The organism is Paraburkholderia sp. GAS42 (assembly GCF_050436565.1).
Lineage (GTDB): Bacteria > Pseudomonadota > Gammaproteobacteria > Burkholderiales > Burkholderiaceae > Paraburkholderia.
In genome coordinates this window covers 76,149-99,032 of the sequence record NZ_JBNDML010000006.1, presented here as the reverse complement: position 1 = coordinate 99,032, position 22,884 = coordinate 76,149, and the positions used below count along the sequence as shown (strand labels likewise).

18 protein-coding genes and 1 pseudogene are annotated in these 22,884 nt (G+C 53.7%); 9 read left to right on the top strand and 10 right to left on the bottom strand.

Annotated features, from left to right (window positions below; genetic code table 11):
• Nucleotides 1–332 precede the first annotated feature (332 nt).
• Genes P3T16_RS11390 through P3T16_RS11380 form a run of 3 tightly spaced genes read left to right on the top strand, consistent with a single transcriptional unit; the run spans nucleotide 333 to nucleotide 3,102 of the window.
• The gene (locus P3T16_RS11390) at nucleotides 333–668 is read left to right on the top strand and encodes a hypothetical protein (protein WP_429342365.1); all 336 of its coding nucleotides are present in this window, start codon (nucleotides 333–335) and stop codon (nucleotides 666–668) included.
• A 7-nt stretch (nucleotides 669–675) separates the two neighbouring features.
• Nucleotides 676–1,239 (top strand): type II TA system antitoxin MqsA family protein, encoded by a 564-nt coding sequence (locus tag P3T16_RS11385; RefSeq protein ID WP_429342364.1) that lies wholly within the window; start codon nucleotides 676–678, stop codon nucleotides 1,237–1,239.
• Complete coding sequence (locus P3T16_RS11380) at nucleotides 1,240–3,102, top strand: tyrosine-protein kinase family protein (RefSeq protein ID WP_429342363.1); 1,863 nt, start codon at nucleotides 1,240–1,242, stop codon at nucleotides 3,100–3,102. It begins immediately after the preceding gene.
• A 315-nt stretch (nucleotides 3,103–3,417) separates the two neighbouring features.
• Here the strand turns inward: P3T16_RS11380 and P3T16_RS11375 are convergent, their stop codons facing one another.
• Nucleotides 3,418–4,269, bottom strand: a complete 852-nt coding sequence (locus P3T16_RS11375; protein ID WP_429342362.1) for a helix-turn-helix transcriptional regulator — start codon at nucleotides 4,267–4,269, stop codon at nucleotides 3,418–3,420.
• Between the two features lie 146 nt (nucleotides 4,270–4,415).
• Between P3T16_RS11375 and P3T16_RS11370 the strand changes: the two genes are divergently transcribed.
• A complete protein-coding gene (locus tag P3T16_RS11370; protein WP_429342361.1) occupies nucleotides 4,416–5,009 on the top strand; it encodes a hypothetical protein in 594 nt (197 codons plus the stop codon).
• Nucleotides 5,006–5,482: a DUF7665 family protein gene (locus P3T16_RS11365; RefSeq protein ID WP_429342360.1), complete on the top strand. Its 477-nt coding sequence runs from the start codon at nucleotides 5,006–5,008 to the stop codon at nucleotides 5,480–5,482. Before P3T16_RS11370 ends, P3T16_RS11365 begins: the two co-directional genes overlap by 4 nt.
• Here the strand turns inward: P3T16_RS11365 and P3T16_RS11360 are convergent.
• Nucleotides 5,439–5,804 (bottom strand): hypothetical protein, encoded by a 366-nt coding sequence (locus tag P3T16_RS11360; protein WP_429342359.1) that lies wholly within the window; start codon nucleotides 5,802–5,804, stop codon nucleotides 5,439–5,441. The two genes, P3T16_RS11365 and P3T16_RS11360, sit on opposite strands and share 44 nt — an antisense overlap.
• 140 nt (nucleotides 5,805–5,944) lie before the next feature.
• Between P3T16_RS11360 and P3T16_RS11355 the strand changes: the two genes are divergently transcribed.
• From P3T16_RS11355 to P3T16_RS11345, 3 genes are all read left to right on the top strand, one after another.
• Nucleotides 5,945–7,282 (top strand): hypothetical protein, encoded by a 1,338-nt coding sequence (locus P3T16_RS11355; RefSeq protein WP_429342358.1) that lies wholly within the window; start codon nucleotides 5,945–5,947, stop codon nucleotides 7,280–7,282.
• A gap of 297 nt (nucleotides 7,283–7,579) precedes the next feature.
• Complete coding sequence (locus P3T16_RS11350) at nucleotides 7,580–8,302, top strand: hypothetical protein (RefSeq protein ID WP_429342357.1); 723 nt, start codon at nucleotides 7,580–7,582, stop codon at nucleotides 8,300–8,302.
• A 137-nt stretch (nucleotides 8,303–8,439) separates the two neighbouring features.
• Nucleotides 8,440–9,048 (top strand): HAD family hydrolase, encoded by a 609-nt coding sequence (locus tag P3T16_RS11345; protein ID WP_429342356.1) that lies wholly within the window; start codon nucleotides 8,440–8,442, stop codon nucleotides 9,046–9,048.
• A gap of 110 nt (nucleotides 9,049–9,158) precedes the next feature.
• On the opposite strand, the gene P3T16_RS11340 is transcribed toward P3T16_RS11345, so the two are convergent.
• The 7 genes and pseudogenes from P3T16_RS11340 to P3T16_RS11310 all read right to left on the bottom strand — a co-directional run bounded on the left by P3T16_RS11340 (nucleotide 9,159) and on the right by P3T16_RS11310 (nucleotide 15,334).
• Nucleotides 9,159–9,536: a hypothetical protein gene (locus P3T16_RS11340; protein ID WP_429342532.1), complete on the bottom strand. Its 378-nt coding sequence runs from the start codon at nucleotides 9,534–9,536 to the stop codon at nucleotides 9,159–9,161.
• A gap of 286 nt (nucleotides 9,537–9,822) precedes the next feature.
• Nucleotides 9,823–10,191 (bottom strand): annotated as a pseudogene (locus P3T16_RS11335) (TniQ family protein); the annotation flags it as partial.
• Nucleotides 10,192–10,213: 22 nt separating this feature from the next.
• Nucleotides 10,214–11,182, bottom strand: a complete 969-nt coding sequence (locus P3T16_RS11330) for a TniQ family protein (RefSeq protein ID WP_429342355.1) — start codon at nucleotides 11,180–11,182, stop codon at nucleotides 10,214–10,216.
• The gene (locus tag P3T16_RS11325) at nucleotides 11,179–12,039 is read right to left on the bottom strand and encodes a TniB family NTP-binding protein (RefSeq protein ID WP_429342354.1); all 861 of its coding nucleotides are present in this window, start codon (nucleotides 12,037–12,039) and stop codon (nucleotides 11,179–11,181) included. The genes P3T16_RS11330 and P3T16_RS11325 overlap by 4 nt, the downstream gene beginning before the upstream one ends.
• A gap of 126 nt (nucleotides 12,040–12,165) precedes the next feature.
• Complete coding sequence (locus P3T16_RS11320; RefSeq protein ID WP_429342353.1) at nucleotides 12,166–14,133, bottom strand: transposase; 1,968 nt, start codon at nucleotides 14,131–14,133, stop codon at nucleotides 12,166–12,168.
• Nucleotides 14,114–14,749: a TnsA endonuclease N-terminal domain-containing protein gene (locus P3T16_RS11315; protein ID WP_429342352.1), complete on the bottom strand. Its 636-nt coding sequence runs from the start codon at nucleotides 14,747–14,749 to the stop codon at nucleotides 14,114–14,116. Before P3T16_RS11315 ends, P3T16_RS11320 begins: the two co-directional genes overlap by 20 nt.
• A gap of 177 nt (nucleotides 14,750–14,926) precedes the next feature.
• Nucleotides 14,927–15,334, bottom strand: coding sequence for a helix-turn-helix domain-containing protein (locus P3T16_RS11310; protein WP_429342351.1), 408 nt, complete (start codon nucleotides 15,332–15,334; stop codon nucleotides 14,927–14,929).
• 698 nt (nucleotides 15,335–16,032) lie between these two features.
• On the opposite strand from P3T16_RS11310, the gene P3T16_RS11305 reads away from it, so the two are divergent.
• Nucleotides 16,033–18,549 (top strand): hypothetical protein, encoded by a 2,517-nt coding sequence (locus P3T16_RS11305; protein ID WP_429342350.1) that lies wholly within the window; start codon nucleotides 16,033–16,035, stop codon nucleotides 18,547–18,549.
• 682 nt (nucleotides 18,550–19,231) lie between these two features.
• On the opposite strand, the gene P3T16_RS11300 is transcribed toward P3T16_RS11305, so the two are convergent.
• Nucleotides 19,232–22,333 (bottom strand): TrlF family AAA-like ATPase, encoded by a 3,102-nt coding sequence (locus P3T16_RS11300; RefSeq protein ID WP_429342349.1) that lies wholly within the window; start codon nucleotides 22,331–22,333, stop codon nucleotides 19,232–19,234.
• Nucleotides 22,334–22,884 lie beyond the last annotated feature (551 nt).

Sequence of the window (22,884 nt, the reverse complement as noted above, 5' to 3'; positions counted from 1 at the left end):
GCAAGCTCATACCCTTTGACGGGCAATTCCAGGCTTTCGGATTCGTACGCGGCGCGGCCGCGGAATTCGAACTGTACTCAATCCACAAGGATCGGCAGCTTGGAGGCGCACGTTAGGGAGCGCTGGCGGCGTTGGTGGGATCAGGGCGGTAGCTTCGTTATAGGTGCGCAGCGCATACGGTCGGTCCGAGGCGGGAAATCGGAGCAAGCTTGCAATCATCTATTTTGGGATCATATGATCCAGTTGTATGGCGTGCGCCGCAAACATGCGTTGACAAATGGTCATAAAAAATCATATGATTCCAAAATCGTGACAAAAACCGGGTGCTAACGGTGGATCCTGAAAGTTTTCGCCAACTGAGGGCGAACTGCCGTCGTAAAGGCGGTCATTTTGTTGGCTTCCCTTGTGACTGGAATCCGCGGGTCGTCCTGAACCCCCACATACCCGGCTACTATTTCACGGATGCGGGAGCGTGGGACTACATCGCGGACCTTCTCGATGCAGAGCATCCATATGAGGAAATTATTTTGGATTCGCCGAGAGGTGCGACGGCCATTGTGCTATTGGTCCCCCTTCCTGAGCATCCTCAGCCCCTTTACATAAAAGTCCAGCTTGGTGTTTCCAACAAAGCAATCGGACGTAGTTTCCACATCAGCCAACGTTATTGAGGACACTATGCGCGACTTCGACATAGCTAACGATACTCAACCATTGGGATTGGAATGTCCCGCATGCGGGCAACACCGCGTTCGATCGAATTTGGTGCAAGATCGATTTGAGTATGGAGTGGGTCAAGACCGGGTCGAGCTTACGGCTTGGATCACGGTTCATCAGTGCTTAGAATGCGACCTTACGTTCACGGGAGAGGACGCGGAGCAAGCTCGGCACGAAGTTGTGTGCCGTCATTTAGGCCTTCTAACTCCTCGAGAAATCCTTGCAGTTAGAGAGTCGTATGGACTCAGTCAATCCGAATTTGCGGAGCTTTCGAAAATTGGTAAAGCTTCGCTAGCGCGCTGGGAACGAGGTGCTCTTCTTCAAAATGCTTCGAATGACAATCTGGTCTATTTGCTTAGTTTTAAAGACAATATACAGAGAATTAGATCGAGAGTCTCTCTCGAGCAACAGGACGGATATACATATTTTCATCCAAAATTCAGAGAGCTTTCTGAATCTGACCAAAGTTCATTAAAGCCGAGAGCAAGCGAGTTTCGGCTTCATACGTCCATAACGGTGAATTAGATGTACGTTGTCACTTTCTACTCCTTTAAGGGTGGTGTTGGCCGCTCAATGGCGTTAGTGAACGTCGCTGTTCAATTGGCTGAAGCGGGAAAGAAAGTCCTGCTCGTTGATTTCGACTTGGAAGCCCCCGGCTTGGCCACATTCGATCTCACGCGACCGAAAAGCAGCGTTCCCGGCATTGTGGATTACGTCCATGAGTATGTTTCTACGGCAATGGCACCTGACTTTTCGTCGTATGTCTATAAAACTACTGAGCTTGCCGGGAAAGGTGAGATATGGGTGATGCCGGCAGGGTTGCACAGTGAAGATTACGCCCCGAGACTTAATTGTATCGATTGGGCGCATCTGTACGCGGAACAAGAAGGATACTTGATGTTTGAAGATCTTCGACGTCAATGGGAGTCGAAGCTTGATCCCGACTACGTTCTCATTGATTCGAGGACGGGGCACAGCGATATCGAGGGGATCTGTACGCGTCAACTTCCCGATGCTGTCTGTATGTTGTTTTTCCCTAACGAGCAAAACCTCCTAGGGCTAAGACGAGTCGCCGCCAATGTCAGGGCACAGAACGCAACGTCACCCGGTGGAAGGCCTATTGAGATCCATTTCGCCGCGTCGAACGTTCCTGACCTTGATGATGAGGACGGTATATTGGACGTATCATTGGAGCGATTTCGTAGAGAGCTACGTTACGACGACTTGTCCGCGAAAATTCGACATTATCCGAGCCTGTCCCTGCTGAATCAGGAGATTTTTTCACTGAATCGCCCCAAGAGTCGTCTTGCGCGTGAATACTGCGAATTGAAGGAAGCTATTGTTCGAAAGAATCTTAAGGACCGAGATGCCGCGATTTCCCTCCTCAGGCAAGCTCGTAGGGGCTTTTCAGATGCGATGACGCAAGATGGGCCTAGCGTTCTTATGGAGAAGGCACAAACAATAATTAAATATTTTCCTGATGATTTTGAAGTTCGATACGCCGCTGCACTTTTCTATGAAACTATGGGAAAACCTTCAGACGCTTTAGCCTTACTTTCGGTCAGAGACGGTGATTTAACCTCGTTAGACGCATCATCCTACGCGGTGCGCGCGCGTTTAAATTTTGGGTTGGATCGAAAGCCCGATGCCATGGTTGATCTTCAGGGTATGCTTCGTTCAGAAAATGCGGAGCTTAAGTCTTTTTTGCAAGCTGTCGCACTTTTTCCTCAAATTGACTCTGGCTTATATTTATCGCTGGATCGCTCTGTAGCTTTACGCTCTTTGTCGCCGCAGGACCAATTTGCTGTTGCCATTCAAATGGACGCTGATAGGAATCAACTGGCTGCAAAGGCGGAGATTCTCTCGCGACTTCTGAGTGAAAGCCACAGCGAGCTTGGCAAACAACGAGGTTTTATCCGGCACGAAATAGCTCTTGCGGCAATTGGGGTCGGTGATTTTTCAAGGGCAATTCAGATACTTGAAAATATGGATGGCGAATTATCTATTGCTGATAAATTTAATCTTGCCATGGCGACGTGGGGGCGAGACGGTGCTCCGTCGCACGAGCTATTTTCAGAGGTGTTGGACATGGATGGCGGGCACTCTTTTGGTTCAGGTGCTGGAGCGAACTATCTGCAATGCCTCGGCATCACGAATGCTATTTTGGGCAACAGTGATACGGCAGAGATATTGATTCGTAAGGCGCGGGACAAAATCAAAAGAAGCAATAGCCGGGAGTTTTCTGCTTGGGAATATCTTGCAGTGGGGGGCGATGATTTTCTTCGTCATCTAGGGGATATCGAGAGAATGAATAAGGGAGAGCATCGTATGCCGCTATTTATGGAAGGATTTGGCGGCGCTCCGGTTGTCGGATCCAAATTTCATTGATTATTTTATCTGAATAAAACGCAGTACCCGATAGGTTATTGTTAAGCCACAGAGTGCCGACGTGTGCTGGGCTCCACACGTCTCTCGTTTTGTATGTTTGAATTCCCGCGTCTTCGGCTACCGGAAGGCCATTTACATAGCGAGCAACCTGCGCAGTCTCGGGTAGATTCACTATGGCAGCAATGCGTCCCGCGTCTTCCGGTGTGGGACGCGCATCAATGGAATGGGGGGCGCAATTTCTGATGGCGCGAAGGTCGGCTACCCGCTGGCTTCCGTCGGTTGCTGTCCACCGCCGCCCGATTCGCAACGAAGATTTCAGGCGTACCCGGGCGCGATCTCTAGTGTTTCTACGCCGTACAGTGTCTCTCTATTTCTTAGCCACAGTTGATACTCGTTCCCCTCGAGCCGATGGTCGGGAGAGCAGTCAACGTTCCACCGGCGCAAGAAATAGCCCGCTACGGCCGCCCTGACACGCGACCGTAACACCCCATCTTCCATACCGTATTCAAAAGCTGTTGTCTCGGCATGGGGGCGCTTGGGATGCGGCACAAGTTCAAGTTCAACGATGCGGTTCCATTGAATGTCGTACTCCCAATGCTCTTGGGAAAGAGGAACGGAGTTCTCCAACTCTGGGTTGCTGATTCGTGCGATCACGAAATCGGAAAATCGGTTCCTACGGCGATCGAAGGCGCGTATGTGCCATCGAAGCCCGTTGTCCACTAATGCGAACGGAGCGATTTGTCGGCGTGTCTCCCCGCTGCTGTGAGACCTGTAGTCGATCGAGATGATGTGTCGGCGATTTATTGCTTTTGTGATGACGGCGACTACGCGCGGGTCCGGACGGTCCAACTGAATCGGCAGATCACATCTGAGCAGCGGCTTTTTTTCTTGGCGTGGAAGGGCTAAGTGGCCGTGCGCGATTGTCGCCAACGCATCTGCGCTTTCATGTGCGTACAAAGGCGAGAAGCTTTCACTGGGGAGATAGCTGCGTTCCGCGTGGCTGTATTCGAGATTCTCCGGGCGTTGCTCGCGATATTGGGTGAGATCCCGGGTCGCGGCGGGTTCAGAGATGCCAAAGCGATCGGTTAGGTCTTGTCTGCTGACGTCACCAAGAAACATCAGTCGAAAATCGATGAATCTTAGTCGCTCGTCTTGGGCGGTGGTCATTCAAATCTCCTCGGGTACTGGGCAAAGGATCGCGCATTTTGCGGTGATGCGCAACACGCACCACCGCGATCTGTTTACATCATCAAAATGATCTGTTACATTAATCTTGTCGATCAGGTGTCCCGTTCGATAGGCGATCGGCGGCCTTGGTCGATCTTGCGATTGAAATAAAATTGAAAGGTTTCGCTATGGGTACCCATGAAATGGAACACGCCGACGACCATCGCGCCGTCGAGGGAGCGGTGGCGGCTCACAACTTCTCTGTGCCCGTGAAGACTGGCCTCTCAGAGGAACGGATTGTTACGCTCTGCGAGGGCCAGAGCGTAACAACGATTCTTCAGATTATTTCTGTCGAACGTGGTTGCGCCATCGAAGAACTGGCTCTCGTCCGCGAGGGCGAAGACGAACAATTGGTAGAGGCAATCCTGGTTGATGCGGACTATCCGCGTCAACGCCGTCATCACGTCCATCATGCCGGTCAGGTTGCGGTGACGATCTATTACCAGGCTGGCGAACATCGTGGTGAATTCAAGCGACACGAACCTCTCGAAAAGCTTCTCGCTTGGGCTATTGAAGTGTTCAACATTGATCCGAGCATGGCGACTGAATTTGAACTCGCCCGCCACGGTCAGAAAGAAGAGTTGCCCTTGACTGAACATGTGGGCCATCTCGCCGGCCGTCAGCACGAGCTTGCGCTTGATCTTGTCCGCGGTGATATCGCCAACGGGAGCTGCCTGTGATTGCCGACCCGAGCGCGGTTCGCGTCGAGGCCGACTTTCAGGACGGTGACTTTGTGAGCGGATTAGAAACTGGTCGTTGGCGGGTCATCGCTTACACCTTTCCAACGCTCGACTTTGCGATCTCGGCGACCGAGCCGGACGGATCGCACAGCGAGTATGGGTTCAGGGCGGAGCTATCTAATTACCCCGGCCAGTCACCGACCGTCCGGATTTGGGACCATAAAGTCAACCAGCCGCTGGCAATCGAGCGACGTCCGAAAGGCGGTCAGCGTGTCCTTATTACGTTCCAGCAGTGGGGATCTGACACAGTCTATCGACCTTGGGAAAGGATGACGGGTCCACACAACAACAACGCTGCTAACTATCCCCACTTGGCATGGCGCCCTGAGCGGCGCCTGACGTTCATCTTCGAGGACCTGTATGGCATCCTTAATAGCAACGCTCGCGCGCGCTGCGTTCGGACCGCGGCCTGAAATCTTCTGTGACGCGGCGGTCTGGGATGCGGGTGTCGCAGAACTTCGTCGGCGCGCGGCGGGCCGTCGCGAGAGTGGCGCGTTCCTTTTGGGCACGAAGACAAAGGCGCGGCGCATTGAAGAATTCGTTTTCTATGACGACATCGATCCGAACGCGTTGCGAACTGGCATCGTCGAGATCGACGGCCGCCGGCTTGGGGACCTTTGGAATCATTGCCGGAAGACGGGCAAGAATGTCGTCGCCGATGTACACGTACATCCAGCCGGCTTTCAGCAAAGCCAATCTGATCAGGCGAATCCGATCGTGGCGGAAGTCGGCCACGTCGCTTTCATCCTTCCTCACTACGCGGCCAAGGAAACGCGCCCAGGCGCAATTGGTGTCCACGAATATCTGGGAGCACGGCATTGGCGCGATCGTAGCCACGAACGTCCGTCCCCGGTTCATATCGGATGGTGGCCAAAATGGCATTAGATCGTCATGTCTCGCGCCTTGCAAAGATTCTCGTCGATAGTGAACAGATAACGTTCGATGAAGCACAGAGAAGATTGCGAGGGCTAACCCTTGAGATAGTAGTTGGCCCCGATGCAGTGTCTCCTGCCGCCCATGCCGCTGTGCTGACCGCCGTATCGGTAGGCCGCCGAACTTTTGTCGGTGGTGTCCGGGTGATTGGCGCCGTTGACCAACTGCATAATTCTGCGTTTCCTTTGTCCTCGGCCACCCTTGGCGGCGCCGCGACGGAAGTCGGGGCTCATGACTTCGAAGGCGTGCCTTCGCGCAGAATCGTTATCGGAACTGCGCCGATGCCGGAGGACGACTGGTCTGTAGGGGTCTGGTGGAACGGATGGCGGGCCGGTACGGCGCACCCTCAGGCGTGCGTTTGCGAGCATAGTGGCAATCCGCTCGTGGGAATCGCTGCCGCCGCGCTGGCCGTTGGTATGGCCTTTCAGGCCGAACGAGGACAGTGCTTCGATTTGCGGTCGGAAGTCGAACTCTGGACGACGATCGAGGGAAAAGAGGATGCCCCAGGCTTTTCGGAGGTTTTTCTGCCCGGAGCCCTGTGGCTGATTGGGCTAGGAAACCTTGGTCAAGCATTCCTCTGGGCGCTGGCCGCGCTGCCATATGAAAATCCCAGCGAAATCTCTCTTGTCCTCCAGGACCGAGACAAGATCAGCGAAGAAAATTGGGCCACCTCCGTGCTTGTTGGAGACGATACCTACGGGGTTCTTAAGACGCGGATTGCGGAGCAATGGGCGTTGCGCAAAGGATTCGACGTAAGACGCATTGACAGGATGCTTGCCGCCACAGACCGACTCGATGACGCTGACCCACGCATTGCGCTTTGTGGTGTCGACAAAATCGAGGCGCGCAAGCGTTTGGCCGGTATCGGGTTCGACTGTATCGTCGATGCGGGGCTGGGCCGGAGTGCGAGCGACTTCGATCGCTACCGCGTAACCATATTCGACAGTGCGCGGCCAATCGACAAACACTTTGCGAACCAAACGGATGCGAAGACTGACGATGAAATTCCTCACGTGCACGCTTATCAACATCTTTTGGGGGAAATCGGTCGCTGTGGAACGGCGGAGGTGGTCGGGGCGAGCGTCGCTGCGCCATATGTGAGCGCGCTGGCCGCGGTAGTTGCTGTTTCTCGGCTGATCGCAATAACGTCTGGGTGCAAGTGCCCGTCAAGCGAGGTTGGCCGACTTTCTTCATTGAACATGCGTCGCGTTGCTCCGATCGTCGACGTCGATGCCAGAGGCGTGCGTCACGCCGGTAATCCGAAGGGATACGAGCGATAAAAGCGGGCCGTGTGGCGCGGTACGCGTACCTCAGCCCTTTGCCTTCACGAGCGGACGTTTAATCCGAGCGGCGTCGTTCAAAGAGCATCAACCGAAAATTCATCATCTCGCAGCGCACCTTGCTCCACGAATCAACATATAACGCTTTTACTCAAAACTATGAACGAGCGTACAAACAGACGCATCTTGGCAATTCGACTGTCAAGGAAGAAAAGAAACGAATCCGTAACTAAACGATTCGGTCTCGTCGACGTCGCAGCGATTGTGGCCGTCTTGGCGTTAGTTATGTGCGAATTCATGTTTCCACTTGCCGACAAGGACTTTACTGAGCAGGCTGCCCAACCTTTGGTCACCCTGAAATTGTTAGCAGCTCCTGCTGAAAATGCGATGGAGCGATTCGACAAGGCTCGCAACGATTTTTTTGAGAACACCATGGGACACACTCGAGATATTGGTGCCGTAGGTGCGGACGCGGACCAACTCCTCGGTTTGGAGCTTCAATATCTCTCCTACTATCGCGTCGCCAGCATAGTCCTACTCGATGAGCTAAGCCGTATGCAGATGCTGGAAAACGACATATCGAAAGTCGAGACGTCCGTTTCAGCAAAACAGCTGCCATCGAGTTTTAAGGCACTTATTGCACTCCAGCCGAAGCTTGACGAGTGTTTCAAAACGGCGTCCACTGCCCAACACACAATCGACGCGGCCTTGCAAGCCGGGCCGAATGAAACTACCAAGACGTCCTTGATGATATCGACGTTGAAGATCCTTCCAGACTTTATTCACGTCAAAAAAACGCATTGGCTGGATTGTCAGAATAGCCTTATCGAGTTCGACAGGCGGTTGGGCGACGTGGCTGCGGCTTACCCAGCCGTTATCGAACAGTTAGATGCTCGATCCGAATGGCAAAAGAAGATGCGCACTGTAATGCGTTGGCTTGCCACGTTGCTGCTCTTTTACTGCGGACAATTGTATCGGCGTCGATGGATGGAGGCAGCGTCCTCGACACTCGGTGGTTAAACGACGATGCTAGATCCGCAGCGGCCGTATATTGCGATTCTCCGACTCGCGCGCCCCGCGTCGCGAGTGCTAGCGCGGGGACGCACCTTTCTTTCGTACTCGTCGCGTCAGGGGCGTAATCAGTTATGAAAGTCGCAGTGAAAGCCGTTGTATTCGACGCATTTGGAACGTTGTGTGAACTGCGGTACAAGCAGCGACCATTTACCAAACTGGCGCGCCTTTGTTCGGACCACAGGCGAATGCTAGAAGCGGTAATGACGCGCCCGTTGGGACTCTCCGATGCAGCCAGAGAGTTTGCCTCAGCGGCGATAGACCTCGAGTCTCTGGAAGCCGATTTGAAACTCGAACTCGAGGGCATGCGTCTTTTTTCAGATGCAATGGAGGCTCTCGGAACACTTCGCGACGCGGGCATTAAAGTTGGGATCGCGTCGAATCTTGCAAAACCGTACGCAAAACAGTTGCTAGATATCTTGCCCGTCCCAGTGGAGTACGCGTGGTCATTCGAAGTCGGATACCTTAAACCCGACCCGCGCATCTTCTCAGCAATCTGTACAAAAATTCACGTTTCGCCGAGTGAAGCTGTCATGGTCGGAGATACCTTTTCTACCGACTACTTGGGAGCGACTGCATTCGGCATGCGGGCTATTCATCTCGATCGCGCCGGGGTCTCGTCTATCTCGGTGCCGACAATAAAAAATTTGGATGACCTTGTTGGCCAGCTACCGCTGTCGTCAAACATCGGCTAACAACTATGGGCGATCAACTATTTCGCGACGCATGTCAGCGCTTGTCGCGAATGCGAGTCCTCGCCGAGCGTCCGGGCCGGCCTTTGGTGCGGTGTGGGCGCATCAGAATCTTACCCGCCGACATGATGTTGGCCGCAGGCCGAACCAGGTGCACGACTGGAGTACCCGCTCGGCAGACAATGAATTCGCGTCCGGCCTTTACCCAGACCAAAATCCGGCTCACACCGGCTTTCGCCGCAGAAACGCTGATATGTCTTGCCGTCATCGCTCCAAGCTCCATCCTGTTTCGATAGCATTTCGTCGAGATTCAGCAACCTTGGCACGCCGCGGTCATACGATTGGATGGTCCACTTCGGCAGCAACGTTGACGTCAGGAAATGACTCTCCGCGCGTGCCCAGGAAATATAGAAACAAGAAAAACATCTGACCGTCGCGGCAAAGTAGACGAAATTGCGGCGCCAACGGGGTGTCTCGAATTCCAGTTCCATCGAGTTGCCGGGTCCTCAGCGCATGCATCAGGAAGTCTAGCGGCACCCGCTCAGGATGTCCTTCAATAAGGCAGTGTCCGAGCAACAATGTGTTCGCCAGAGCTACTTGAATCCGCAAACTGCCGCATATTTCTTCATGCGGCAGGCGATCGACCGATTGCAAGGTTAGATCACTAGCGCACATGGAGCAGCGACGAAGATCAGCTAGATAAAACTTCTGTGGAGGTCGCATCGCTAAAAGCGGTGCTTCGCACCCGTGACACCGATAGCACATACGGATACGGTGCGTGGGACAGATATCCCAATGAGTGAATCGCCACGCAATGCGTAGATAAGGCGTTTCGTCACTTGCGAGGCACTCGGGACAAAACGCATAAACGGGTCGACCTCGACCGTCGTGGCGCAGTAGGCGCCGATACTTTGACTGGCGTAACCGCTCGTAGATTGTTCCCAGGTGGGCGACCATTGATTCGCTTACGTTGGTTTCGCGTACCAAACTACCAAACTGTTGCGAGGTCAGAGCGGTGTCTGGATCCTTCATTTTTCGAATCCCCACCGAATGCAGGAGCGTCCGAGCCCCACGTCCATGTAGCAGACTTAGGCGATGGAGCCACGATGAAGGAGACTCGCCGGCGATCGGCGCTGGCGCGAGCATCAACGAGCTGTCAGTTGGCATACTATTCCTCAAACAGGGAAGGCTGTACGGGTCCATTTCGATTTATGCGCCGAGCCGACGGAGGGCGCGGCCTGATTCTTGCAAGAATCGACAAGATCAATCTTTGGTCCGGCAAAGTGACTGCTTCCTCTTCAATCGATATTAACTGGGGCCACCAAAGGCAGAGCGACGCAACGTCTCGTCCACTTAGCAGACGCCGGATGCGGTTGTGGGCTTGGTCGGCAGTCAGCATGGCTTCCAATGGCGTGGGGATTGCATGCAAGATGTGTTGCGTGCAGCCGCCTCTCTCGCATTTGGATGATCCAAGCGCCCACACGAGTCGAAGGAATGTATCGACCGAAATGTCGTCAAAGACCGCGAGCTCGCTATCCAATTGTGACTGGAGGCGGAAATGCGCCCTACCGAGTAGGTATTCGATCTGACGGCAAATAGCCAGTGCTCCCTTCGTCGCCGGATGAGTGGAATTCGAGCTGCCAAGGAGCATCCGACCACATTCGCAGACCAGCAAACTCCGTCTACGCCACGAGATGGGCCTTCCACACACACATTGGTCGATGAGGCAAACCTCGTGTTCCGTGCAGCAGCACATCATTGTGATAGACCACGACGCGCGTGCGTGTCCGTGTTCGAGCAGGCAAAACGGACAGAGTTGTGGCCGCAGCTGACGCAAATGTTTCGGTCGCAAAAATCGATGCTCGGCGAAATCGGCGACCGTGATACCGTCTTCAAAATGGCGTCGCACCAGCGCCCTTGCAATAAGTTCGGACGTGCCGCCGAACATAAACGCAATCTCTGGTGCAGAGCTATAAGGCAGGTAACAGTGTCCTGGCGACGCAAGATGCGTTGCAAGTTGATGGAAGGACAGAGCGTTCGCGTCTGCCATCCGTAGAGCGTATCCCACGCCGTCTTCGTCGGGAAAAATTTCGTCAACGAATGGATACGGAAGGGTGTCGTTGTGGGCGAAGTTCACAGAAACGGGTTCTCGCGCGTCGATGCTGGTCCGAAGGTTCGAAGAAACGCGGTGGACAGGTGTTTCCGATTCACCGCTTCGGCGCCGTCATCTATTGCAACCATCGACGATTCGAGAACCAAACCTTTGAGTGTCCTGAAAACACCTTGGCTCGCGAGATAGAGCTCCCGTGAATAGTCGTTGCGAAGCGGGCTGAGATCAAGCGCCTGGCAGTTGTCGCTATATGCCTTAAGAACGCCTTTCCATTCAGCGTCATGTCGAAACGGCATCAGACGAAATGTTGCAGAAATTCTTGTGCTCAGTTGAGGATCGCCGTTCGCCAGGGCGGAAAGCTCCTCTGTGCCGGTCAGGAGAACCGGTTTTTCTGTAAGTGTCATGAAGCGTTTCAGCCAATCGTTGACCGAGCGCCTCACACCGTCCTTTCCCGCAAGGAACACCTGCTGATATTCGTCTATGGCGGTTAGCTGAATCTTTCGCTGTGCGACAGCTTCTATTAAAACGTTATTGACCGCAGCGTTTGTGCTTGCGGAGCTTCTTATGGGGATCGGATATTTGAAGCACTTGAGCAATTCAGACTGGATATGAGCGACGGTCGGCGCTTCCTTCAGCGCGGCAACCAGAACGGACTGAGCGTTCAGGAATGGCCATCCATATGCGTTTCTCGTCAGCAGGTCGATCAGCAGTGATTTGCCGCAGCCGCTTGGCGCAATCAGACACATTCCGATCGGGTTCCCGAGATCGTTTCCGAGCTGAATTATCCGTCCGATGCCATCAAGCGCCTGGGTAAATGTCGAGTGATTAATCACCACTTGATGAAGCGCGCGGGCGGCGCTCAACGCCTTCTCACTGTAGGACATATCTGCTCCCGGGGCCTGTGCGTGCTCCGCTCCCATCATTGGTTGATACGCTCACGTTGGGAGCAGGAGCTTGAATGACCGATAGCGCGTCGCGCACGATCTCGAATCTACCGAAGCGGAAATCATTCACGTTTCACACAGCCGGAAGGTGCCAAAGTCTGGAACCGAACGCTCAGAAAAACTGAGCTCGCCATCAGGGATGAGCAGATCGGCCAAGTCCTGCGGCTTCGTATGTGTGCGCGGATGAAGGATATCGACGGAATTCTGGTTTTGTGAAAGGGCGAGGTGGTGTGCCCGTTTCAGTCGCTTCCCAGCGCTGATCGCGCTTGACCAATGGTCCTGTAATTCCAGTCGCGCGCGCCGCAAAACCTGCTCGGCGTTTGCGCGACTCAGCCGCTCTTTACATGCAGCCCTTATGAGGCGGTGCTGGGTCAATGTTAGGCCCGATGCGTATTCCTGATCTTTGGCGGGGACGTAAATCCAGGTGCCTTCCTTGGGATGCTGTACGAACATTGTGCCAAGATCATACGGATCGAACTTGTACTTCGTCTTGAAATTTGTCCCGATCTCGTTTCTTAGTCGACGCAGATCTTCTCCCGCATACTGAATCCAGTGGCTGACCACGCCACTTTGGTCGACCGTGGCGCTTGCCGTAACTCCAGCGAGTACATCGAGGCTGGCGTAGCTTTCGACGAACATTGGGGCCGGGCAGCTGTCGAGTCCATCGAGGAAAAGATCAATGGGTCGCGCGAGTTTCCGCTCGTTGATGGTGAATGGATGCACGTCGACTACCCATTTGAGGATGCCGGCGCACAGGTCGCTGAAGGTGACGCATGCGTTCTTGGTGGCATTGATAGGTTCCGGATGCCTTCCAGGTTTCTGAGGGCGGCCGGGCGCCGGGAGCTGGCGGCACGCCTCTCCGATGTATCTTTCGACCACAGGCTTGAACCACGGTTGACGAACAGGGCAATACTCAACGTCCATGCAAAGATCAAATCCGATCTGCTTGAACTGGTCTGAGTGGCAGGCACGGGCGTTGTCTATAACAAGCGTTTCCCACAATCCGTGTGCGTGCCACGGGTTTTCCAGGGAGGCGCCAGCAGTTAGCGGCTCCTTGGGTTCGATAGCGATTTTCAGGCTACGAACGATGCGCGCCAGAGATTCGCCTTCGAAGGAGATGAAGAATCCTGTGATATAGGCGCTATAGCCGCATATCAGCAGGGTCAGCGTTGGTCGGCCAAGGGGAATGCCAAGAGCATCATCGATCACCCATAGATCCAGGGGCGTATGGTCCATCTCAACACGCTCGAGAGGTCGTGTTGCATATTTCCCATGCGTCGAAAATCTCCACTTTGCTCGGGCGTTTGCCGGACCAAGGCGCGCGCGGTCCCTGTCGTATGGCGTGACCTCTCGCGCAATGCGGCGAATCGTGGAGAGGCTGATCTGTGCTTCAGGTTGCTCAATCACGCCGACATCAGCTGCTCGCTCCAATTCTGCCGTGATCCTGTCGTGTGCGGATGCCAGCGAGCATCCGTCGCGAACGAAGTAGCGTTGCCGAAGGATGTCCTTCGCTATCGCGCTGGCTTTGTCAGAAATCCCCGATCGGCGCCGTCGATGAACGTTTCCGGAAACCAGGCTCGTCGTGTTTCTGCCGCTGCTTTCATAGAGTCGCATCCAGCGCATTACGGTCGATGACTTGGGGGGATTTCGATCCCCGAGTTCACTGGCGACCGAAGTGATGGCGTTCGCGATACGGGTCCGCTGTCCCTTGGCAATGCCACGTTTGCGCATTGCGGTCACGTATTCGCTTGCGCGCAGATACGCGGTTTTGTGATGCTCCTTGAGTGAGTCCGCGCAGAATACGGATCCTTCGAAATCCGCGGTGTACTTCTTAATATCGAGCGCCGAGCCGTGTTCGATAGTTATTTTTCCGGATGCTATCTCGTGTGTAAGCTTCGAAAGTCGTTCGCGACGTATTCGTCCGGTAGTTAGGTGCTCCAGTTGAACGGAATTTCGATCTAGTACTCGTTGAACTTGCCAGCTCGCGTCGCCGACCTTCAGAACAAGGCCGCGTTCAAGCGCATAAATGGCCATTTTCATCTCCTACCGGGTACACAGTTTGGGATGCGTCGAAATTAAGTATTGAATTGAGGCGGAGCCGACGGCGGCCGACCAGGTGCAGTACTGTCGAAATAGGAACGCCAGCAGTCGAAGCTAACGCGCCAATGGAAATTCCATCGGTGGACAATGCAGCGACTCTGAGCGTTTCGACTACGACAGGATGGGGGAGATGCGCGCGAGCGTGTCGAAGGAGAATGGCGGCACGTTCGTGACGCTTGTTTGCTCGAATGAGCGTCTCGGTGGCTACGAGGAAATCGTAGCCTTGGAGATTGAGGATTTTTTTTGCCTGTCGTAGACCGTCGGCAGTTGTAGGTTTGTTAGCCCGCTCCTCTGGTTTTACCTCGACAACTAGTCGAAGATTTCTACCCGCGAGCAGGAAATCTGGTGTGTAGGAGTGCGACTCGTCGAGTTCAACCTGAAATGGCTGGTGCGTGATTGATGAAACCCTAAGGTCTAGAAGGGCAAGCCGTACGAAATCGCGCTCGAGCAGACTTTCATACTCGATCTGGTGTGGCTGGAACCACGGGCTTGAGATAAAGCCGACCCTTCGATGAGGGGACGTCGTTACGACGCGCCGGACACCGGACATGATTTTCTCCAAGCAAAAGGGAACCTGCTCCCCCGAGGGAGAGTGCTTGAAGAGGACTTGACATGGCTGAAAACGACACCGATACTGAGCTTGCTAGGGCGGGTACCGATAGGTATTCGCGACGCCGTCTTGTCCTCTGGGGCTAGGCGGCGTTTTTACTTGTGCATAACGATCTCCTCAGGCGGCTTTTTTCGCCGATTGGGTTTCTGGAAGGTCCGCGGGATGCGGCGCTTGGTCAAGGACGTTGAGGAACTCCTGCAGTGCTCTCACCTGTGCCTGGGTGAACCTGGGAGTCATGCGAGAAAAGTGAGCGCATAGCGCATAGGCAAACGCCGGCGTTCCCTGCTGTGGGAAATCGAGGGGACGGGAGAGTTGAAGCGCTTCGGTGAGAACCTGCGCGCTCGCGGTGTCCAGTTGAAGGGCAGCTATCGTGCGATCAACGAGCGTGCTGTCTTTTGGGAGCTTGGCTCCACATTCGATCGCCGAAATGTAGTTTTGGCGAAATCCAATACGTCTGGCGAATTCGCCTTGTGCCAAGCCAAAAGTTGTGCGGATTGCTCGGAGCTGCACAGCGAACGGGGTCATTCTGCCTCCGCCACAAGTTGCCTAAAACGATAGGAAAATTTCACTCCAAATGCAAGACAATCTCCGCCGTTTTTTTTCGTGTGTATAACAAGCGCTATACCTTCCCTAATTAAACCGGCTATACGCGAGAGATTCGTTCTCTCTGTGAAATTCGGGCTGCGCCAAGACTGGGGGGCGCCCGGCATGTCCGGCACAATCGACGTCGGCATTGCCGTCTCAGCGGTCGGTGTGATAAGCGGGGGAGTAAAGCACCGACGTTCGCTAGCCTTCCAGATGAACCTGCGGTGTCTGCGGGGGGACGTTTTGCACCGGCCCGCGATCTTTCCCAGATCTTGACATTGGGGCCGGATTCCTGGCGGCGGCCCGCGAAAATGCGTCGCCCGCTGTCGTGCTCAGGGGGCTGGATTCGGACATTCGAACGTCGGTTTCCCCACTGACGGACCTTCTTCGACGGTAGTGTTCGTCGTGTCCGCAGCCCAGTGCGGACATTCGCGTCGACCGCACCTTAAGCCCGTCTGAGTTTCTCCGGTCGGGAGGATTGCATGCATGTCTGTCGACCTGCACTATGCCAGCCAGATAGTCAGCGCGCCCAGCTTTTCGGGTTCCGTCGAGTGTCGAGCACCAGATCCACTGGGACAGAATGGTGAGCTATTATTACGGGATATGTGCGAATAATATGCGAACATTTCCGGGGCACCATGAAAGACCACAAGACATCGAAAACAGACGACAGGCTGGAACAACTGAAGGGCGTGGAGCAGTACGCCTCGCAGAGGGACATAAATGAAGCGGAAACGCGTCACAAAGTTATCGACTTCATCATTCATGATTTTCTCGCGTGGCCTAGAAATCGAGTCGTCGTCGAAGAATTTATCGCCCCGGGCTTCGCAGACTATGTGCTTAAGAAGACGAACGGGGATGATCTACTTTTCATCGAAGCAAAAAGAGCTGGCGTATTCTTCGAATTGCCGATTCCGCACGCGGCTGACGAGACTTCCTGCTACATCTCAATCGCTAAGCTACTAAGCAATTTAAATATTAAAGTGGCGATGCAGCAGGTTAGAACGTATTGTTTTGATAGTGGATGTGAATACGCATGCATTTCCAATGGATTTGAATGGATTTTTTTTAAAACATTCGAAAAAGGAAAGCGTTGGGAATCACTGCAAGCGTTTGTCGTGCGAAATCTCGGCTTCTTTGCCCAGGAGTACACCAAGGCGATAAACAACCTGTCTTTCGTTGCCATCACCGAGCGCTCCTCTCTGCCGACGCTGCTTAGCAGCGCTCCACCGAAGGACCGTAACGTCTACTACCCAAAGGAAAAAATCTCGTCTTATTCGCACACGATTACAGCAAACCGTCTCGCGATCAAGCTTCGCCCAATTGTGAATCGGTATTTCGGCGTAATCAAGGACGATGACACCGAGTTTATGGAGCGATGCTACGTATCGCAGCGAGAATACCTTGGCACGTCGGACGGGATGAGGTCACTCATCCACGATTCACTCTCTCCGTTTTTCGAGTCGTTTGGCGTCCAGCAACTCGAGGATACGGGAAAGGGTGGTCGTCTTGGCGGACGATTGACTAAAAATCTCAAACAAAACCGTAAGGGCGAGGTGCTGGTTTTGTTTGGGGGAAAGGGCGCAGGTAAATCGACGTTTATAAAACGACTTCTGCATCATAACGCACCGCGTTGGTTGAGGGACCATGCGGCAATAGCCATCGTTGATTTGCTTAAAGTGCCAGAAGATGTACCGGTTATTAGATCCGCTATTTGGGAGGGGTTGGTTAAGCAACTTGATAAGGAAGCCTTGCTGGATGCGGATCGAGATGCACTGACGCGCGATCTGTTTTCAGATCGTTTTGCCACTGCGCGCAAGCAGGATCTCGCTGGACTCCCGGTGACATCTGAGGCGTACAACTTGAAATTGAACTCGTTGATTGCCGCATGGAAGCAGGATAAGGCTTACTGCGCGGAGCGATTGGTTACTCACCTGTCTACAAAAGAACGGGGTGCAATCGTCGTCATCGATAACACTGACCAATATTCGTCCGAGATTCAGGATTTTTGCTTTTCATCCGCGCAAGAAATATCTGATCGACTGAAATGCGTGGCTTTGATATCGATGCGCGAAGAACGCTTTTTCGATTCCAAAATTCATGGTGTGTTAGATGCATTTCAAAATTCTGGCTTTCACATTAGTTCGCCTCGCCCAGCCGAAGTATTCAAGAAACGCCTCGACTATACAGTGACAGTACTAGAGAAGCGCGAACTCGATGAGGAAGATGAGCTTGGTCAAACCGCTCTCGATTTTATCAAGGATAGTGGGACGTACCTTAAAATTCTGAGCCGAGAATTTTCAAGCGACATTTCGCCGCTTAATAATTTTTTGACTGCGTGTGCGCATGGAGATATACGCCTTTCTCTGGATCTATTCCGGAGCTTCCTCTTGTCTGGCTACACGAACGTGGACGAGATGATCGCCAATGGCGCCTGGAATTTTCAAGTTCATCAGGTCATAAAGCCGGTGATGATTCCGAATCGCTATTTTTATGAGGAATCGCTGAGCGATATTCCAAATATTTACCAGCTCAGATCGGCGCGTCATGGCTCTCATTTTACCGCGCTGCGAATTTTGCGGAAGCTTGCAAAGGGAGTTGACCCAACGGCACCGTCATATTTCGCTACTGCGGAATTGCGGGCCTATTTTGCGGAAACTTTTAGCATGCAGGACGATTTCGAACAAAACCTTGACGTTCTATTACGTCACGGCTTCGTAGAGTCGGACAATAGACTGGACGCGTATTCGGAATCTGTCGATCGAATCAAGATAACCAACTATGGTCTCTATATGTTCGGTGAACTTGCCTACTATTTCACATATCTCGATTTGATATGCACCGATTGCGGTATTTTCAGCGAATCGACTAGCAACTACCTAACGGAGGCGGCGCGAAAGGAATATCAGTTTTTCACGCGAGGCGAGCGTGTGGAGCGGGTAAAGGTACGGCTAGAGCGCGTGGAGAAATTCATAGAGTATATGAAACAGGAGGAACTCCGCGAGCGGGAAATGTACTCATTGGGTATGCCGGAGGACGAGATGTTTTCAACTAAAGCTGAAACTAGCTTCACCGCAGAGAAGACTCGTGTGCTCAGAAGCGCAAAAAAGCAGAGTTTCAGGCAGCAACCCCGGCGGCCGAATGGCGGAGGGTAAGCTATTTTTGCGGTTCATGGTTTTTGTCACGTCACCAAGTGATGGCTTGCAGGGGCGAACAGGTGTGGCAGGGAGCAATCCTGCCAAGGCATCACATTTGAGTTACTCCGATCTTGAGGATGCTTAGGGGCGGCCAATAGTTGAGTGCGCTGCTGCAGAACGTGAATGGCCAAAAAGGCCGACCAATTTGCCGCCCGCCTTGGCCGTATCAACGGCCGTTGGAGCTCGGAACGCCGCCGTTGAGTCCACGTTGGGTTCGACGGCGGCAGGGGGGCGACATCGGATCCTCGTGGCAGATTCGACACGCCAACCAACCCGGCGTGAGCGATGAGCGGCCGCGATGGAGCTTCGGGCGCATCTAGTGTTTACCTGTTGCGTAACCGGCGAGCGTGAGATGTCGCAATCTTGACTCATCGGGTACGGCGGCTGGGCTCGTCGTCTGCTGCGCTGTAGGTATACGATTCAGTGGCCAGTCCCCGCATGACATGTCGTCCCTCAATCAGTCCAATAGAGTACTGTGCAACGCGTGACAAGTATTCTCGCGCTCCCGAGACGGTCACCAGAACTCGGGCACAAAGCCGACCGATGAATGAAGGAAGTTCGTTAATGTTGCAATATCGGCGGGAAGTCCGCTTGATCCGCCCTAAGCAGCGGCGCGCGCACTTGGCTCTGTATTGTCAATCTACGAGGCGACTGTGTGGTACTTAGTCCGACGATTGTTGAAGGCAGGCATCGTTCCTTCAAGCACATTCACCACATGCCCGTTGATCGCGGGATTCTCGATCGCTCCGGCTACATAGGATATGGTGGAACCCTTCTTGCGATCGAAGCTGGACCAGATGACTTGCTCTGCATCGCAGACGACGGCGAGATTTGGATTGTGAGTGACCATGATTATTTGCCGCCGTTTCTTGGCCTCGGTGAGGACGGGTACAAGTAGACTTACTACTGTCTCGTTGTCGAGATTCTCCTCGGGCTGGTCGAGAATGATCGGGTTGCGTCCCTTATCAACCAATAGATAAAAGATCAAGAGTAGCGCGCCGCGCTGTCCAGGCGACAGCTGTTCAATCTGCGTCTCCTGAAATAACAACGAGTAGCGCGGTTCTAGGAATGAGAGTCCGAAAAGAAGGTCGTAAACGTCCGTCGCAGTTTTGTCTTTCCGAAGCAGTGGCACGATGCCAATGGCTGACTTGCCCCCAGCAGCGGCCGCCGCGACTTTCGTATGCAGTTCGGAGACAAAGTCTTGCACATCGGCACGTTTGTTTAGGTCGTACTTGTCCGTCAGCGCGCGAACGACCGCGTAGCCTTCATCGGTTCCCCGGAACTCACCGGTGTTTTGCTTAATAAGGTCAAACAGCGCGGCGGCGATCACATCTGCCGATCCACCAAGCGTGGCCTGAAATTGAAGTTTGTATTCCTCGCGAATCAGGTTATTGCCTTGAATCAGGTCTTGGACAGGTTTGAAGAGGTCTTCACGAGCCTTGCGCTGCGCGTCAAGAACGCCAAAAATTTCTCCGGTCAGTTTGTGTCGTAATTCGCGGTGAGCGGCGAGGTGTGCTGGCAGCTCGTCAAGTTGCTTGATGCGTGCTTGTAAACCGAGTAGTGAGTCGGGAGCATCAGGTGCTCCGGTCAGTTCAGCAAGCTTTGCGTTCCAAGTTTCGAGGGCTTGGAGGTTTTGCTGGTAAACCAATTGGGGTGCATTCAGCTTTGCATTCAAGGCGATCTGATCAGTTGCCAGCTTGCCCCTTTGTTCCACACCTGCGTCGGTATCGGTCTTGAGCTTTGTTAGTCCATCTGGAATCGAACGCTCGATATCGTCCAACGCTTGTGCGCTTACCTTGAGGGTGACCAGTTGCTCCGGCGCCAATCCGAGGACGCCGAGATCCTTAGTGGTGTCTTCGACGAACTGCTTGTGTGCACGCTCTAAGACACGGAGTCGTTCGCGAACGTTTTGGATGGCCTTGAGTTTTCCGGCCAGCGCTAGCTCGCGAGCGCTGTTCGCTGCAGCGGCCTCTTCGAGTGCCTTCAACTTGACCGCAATGGATTCGAGTTGCGTCGCGGCGTCTTGCTGTTCGGACGTTAGTTCGGCTGCAGGCTTCGGCACAACGGTCGGTTTGAGTTTGTTGTGCTCATCGATCTGACGGGTCTTGACGAGGAGGATTTCTTGTAGCGCACTCTTGACGTTTGGTTGAAGCTGCTCTTCGAAGGCGGTGATCTCTTGGTTAATCCGGTGGAGGTCCTTCCGAAAGTCATTCAGCTGGATACGAAAGCCGCTCTCCTGCTGATCGATCAGTTGATCGAAGTCAAGTGCGCCAAGTCGAATGGCTTCGCCAGCGTGAGAGAAGATGACTGCGCGAAGCTCCCTTTCGAACGCATTCGAACTGCCGCTCACGTGAGCGTTGCAGAGATCTTCAAAGTGGCCCTGCGGGATATAGCGAACCATTTCCACCTTATCGGCCGGCGGATCGTCGTTCAGGTTGCGGGTTTCTTCAGTCGAGTCTAGCCACGTTAGCTTCCCCGCGAAGTTTTTCGCAGGGTCACCTGATTTTCCGCGAAAGCGGTTCTTCTGTAAAAACGAGAAGTGGAGCTTCTGGCGGGAGTTTCCGAGAAGGGCAATCACATCGGCGAGTGCGCTCTTGCCGCTTCCCTTGTTGCCGATGATGGCGACGAGATCAGGATTGAGCGGCAAGTTGGCGCCGTCGAGCCACGAACCGGGAGCCGTCAACACTTGTTTGCTGACCGACACTCGATCAATGAAGAACGTCTTGTTCGTCTCGATTTCGAGTTGTTTCGGTGGACGCAGACCAATGAAGGAACGTTTGGCCGGTTCCCAAATAGCCTGTTGGAGTCCCTGGAAGGTCGGGTCAGCTTTTATCCAGGTTATCTTACCGGACGGGTAGTCACCATAGCCGCGCCTGTCGTTGTCGCCTTTAACACCAACGAAACAATGTGCGTCACTGCCAGAAACAACGAGACGGGGAACATTATCGAGACCTTCCTGGAATTTCTCCAAAAAAGCCTTGTTCTTGTCGGTCTCCTCCCCGACGAAACAGCTACGAAGATGTGGGTCGCGAGACTCGAAGATCGGCGATGACTTAAAGAGTCCGATGAAGTAGGCGTAGTGGTCTTGCCATTTGACTTCGGCCAAGCCGTCGCTCGTGTCGTACGGCATGAAGCCAATCGCCAATCCGTCCTCTACTTGTTCAATTGCATCGCGGTAGCTCTCCGCAGTAATTTCTGCCATCGAGGCTCCAGCGTAGAGCGCCTTGGCGTCGTCTGCCATGTCGATCTTCTTGAAGGCGTGGACCTTCAGAATATCTTCTGACGAGTGGCGTGCCAGTGAGGCAAGTGCGTCGTTCGAGAGAGGGCGGTCAATGATGGCGACACGAAGAGCAGCCTTGAAATCGTGAAGCATTTGATCCGGAATTTCATCTGAAAACAGAACGTGCGCGTTAAGGCGTCCGTTTGGTGACCTCATCGGTGCCATGAGGCGCAGTTCGATCCCCGGAAAGACCTTCTTGTGCAGCTGCGGTGCTCCGGCCTCCTTGAGTCGACGCTTCAACGCGAACCAGCCGTCAAAGGTCCAGTAGTCCATCAACGCAAAAACCGCGGGCTCCGCAGCATTCATAGCGACAATCATTTCGTCGACGAGAGACCGATTGCTCGCAGAGTTTGAATCGGCGTCAAATTTGGCTCCTTGCCAGTGAAATGATGCCGGCGTGTGGACATGTAGATCCCATTGCCGCCATTCTGAGCCACGCTCAAATCCATTCGGGGATGCCATTGTGTGCCCTCTCATCCAGCTCTTTTGTTTTTGATAGTTGACGGCACGTTCGCTCTTCGCGCTGGGGGGCGCAGATATACCCACATGCCTTCGGGATCATTGTCCGGCATCTGGGATCCGGTCGAGCAGCATGGTAGTGCCTCCAGATGAAATTTGTCTGAGGGAAAAAGATTTCCGGAGATCTTTCAGTCTGAAAAGCTGGTCACGGAGAACGATAAGATGGCGGGGGCTGTGCTCGCGTGATCATTTCGAGATCCCCGAGCATGACGAGGAGTGTGATCTTCTCGGGGTTTGCCCTGGCGTGAACGTCAGCCATCAAGATTTGCGGGCGGATACCGCTAAGAACGACTCGGTGTCATGCCCCACGTACGACAAGGCAGAACAGAGCGTTTTATTCTAAGTGATTGTTTTTATATGGAAATAACGACATCTCGGCATCCGGGCGTAGGTCGCGAGTTCAAACTTAAGTGAACAAAGTTCAAAGTTAAGTGAATCTCGACATTCGGAAACCCGCCAAACCCCTTCTTGAATTTGTCACCACCCGTCCATAT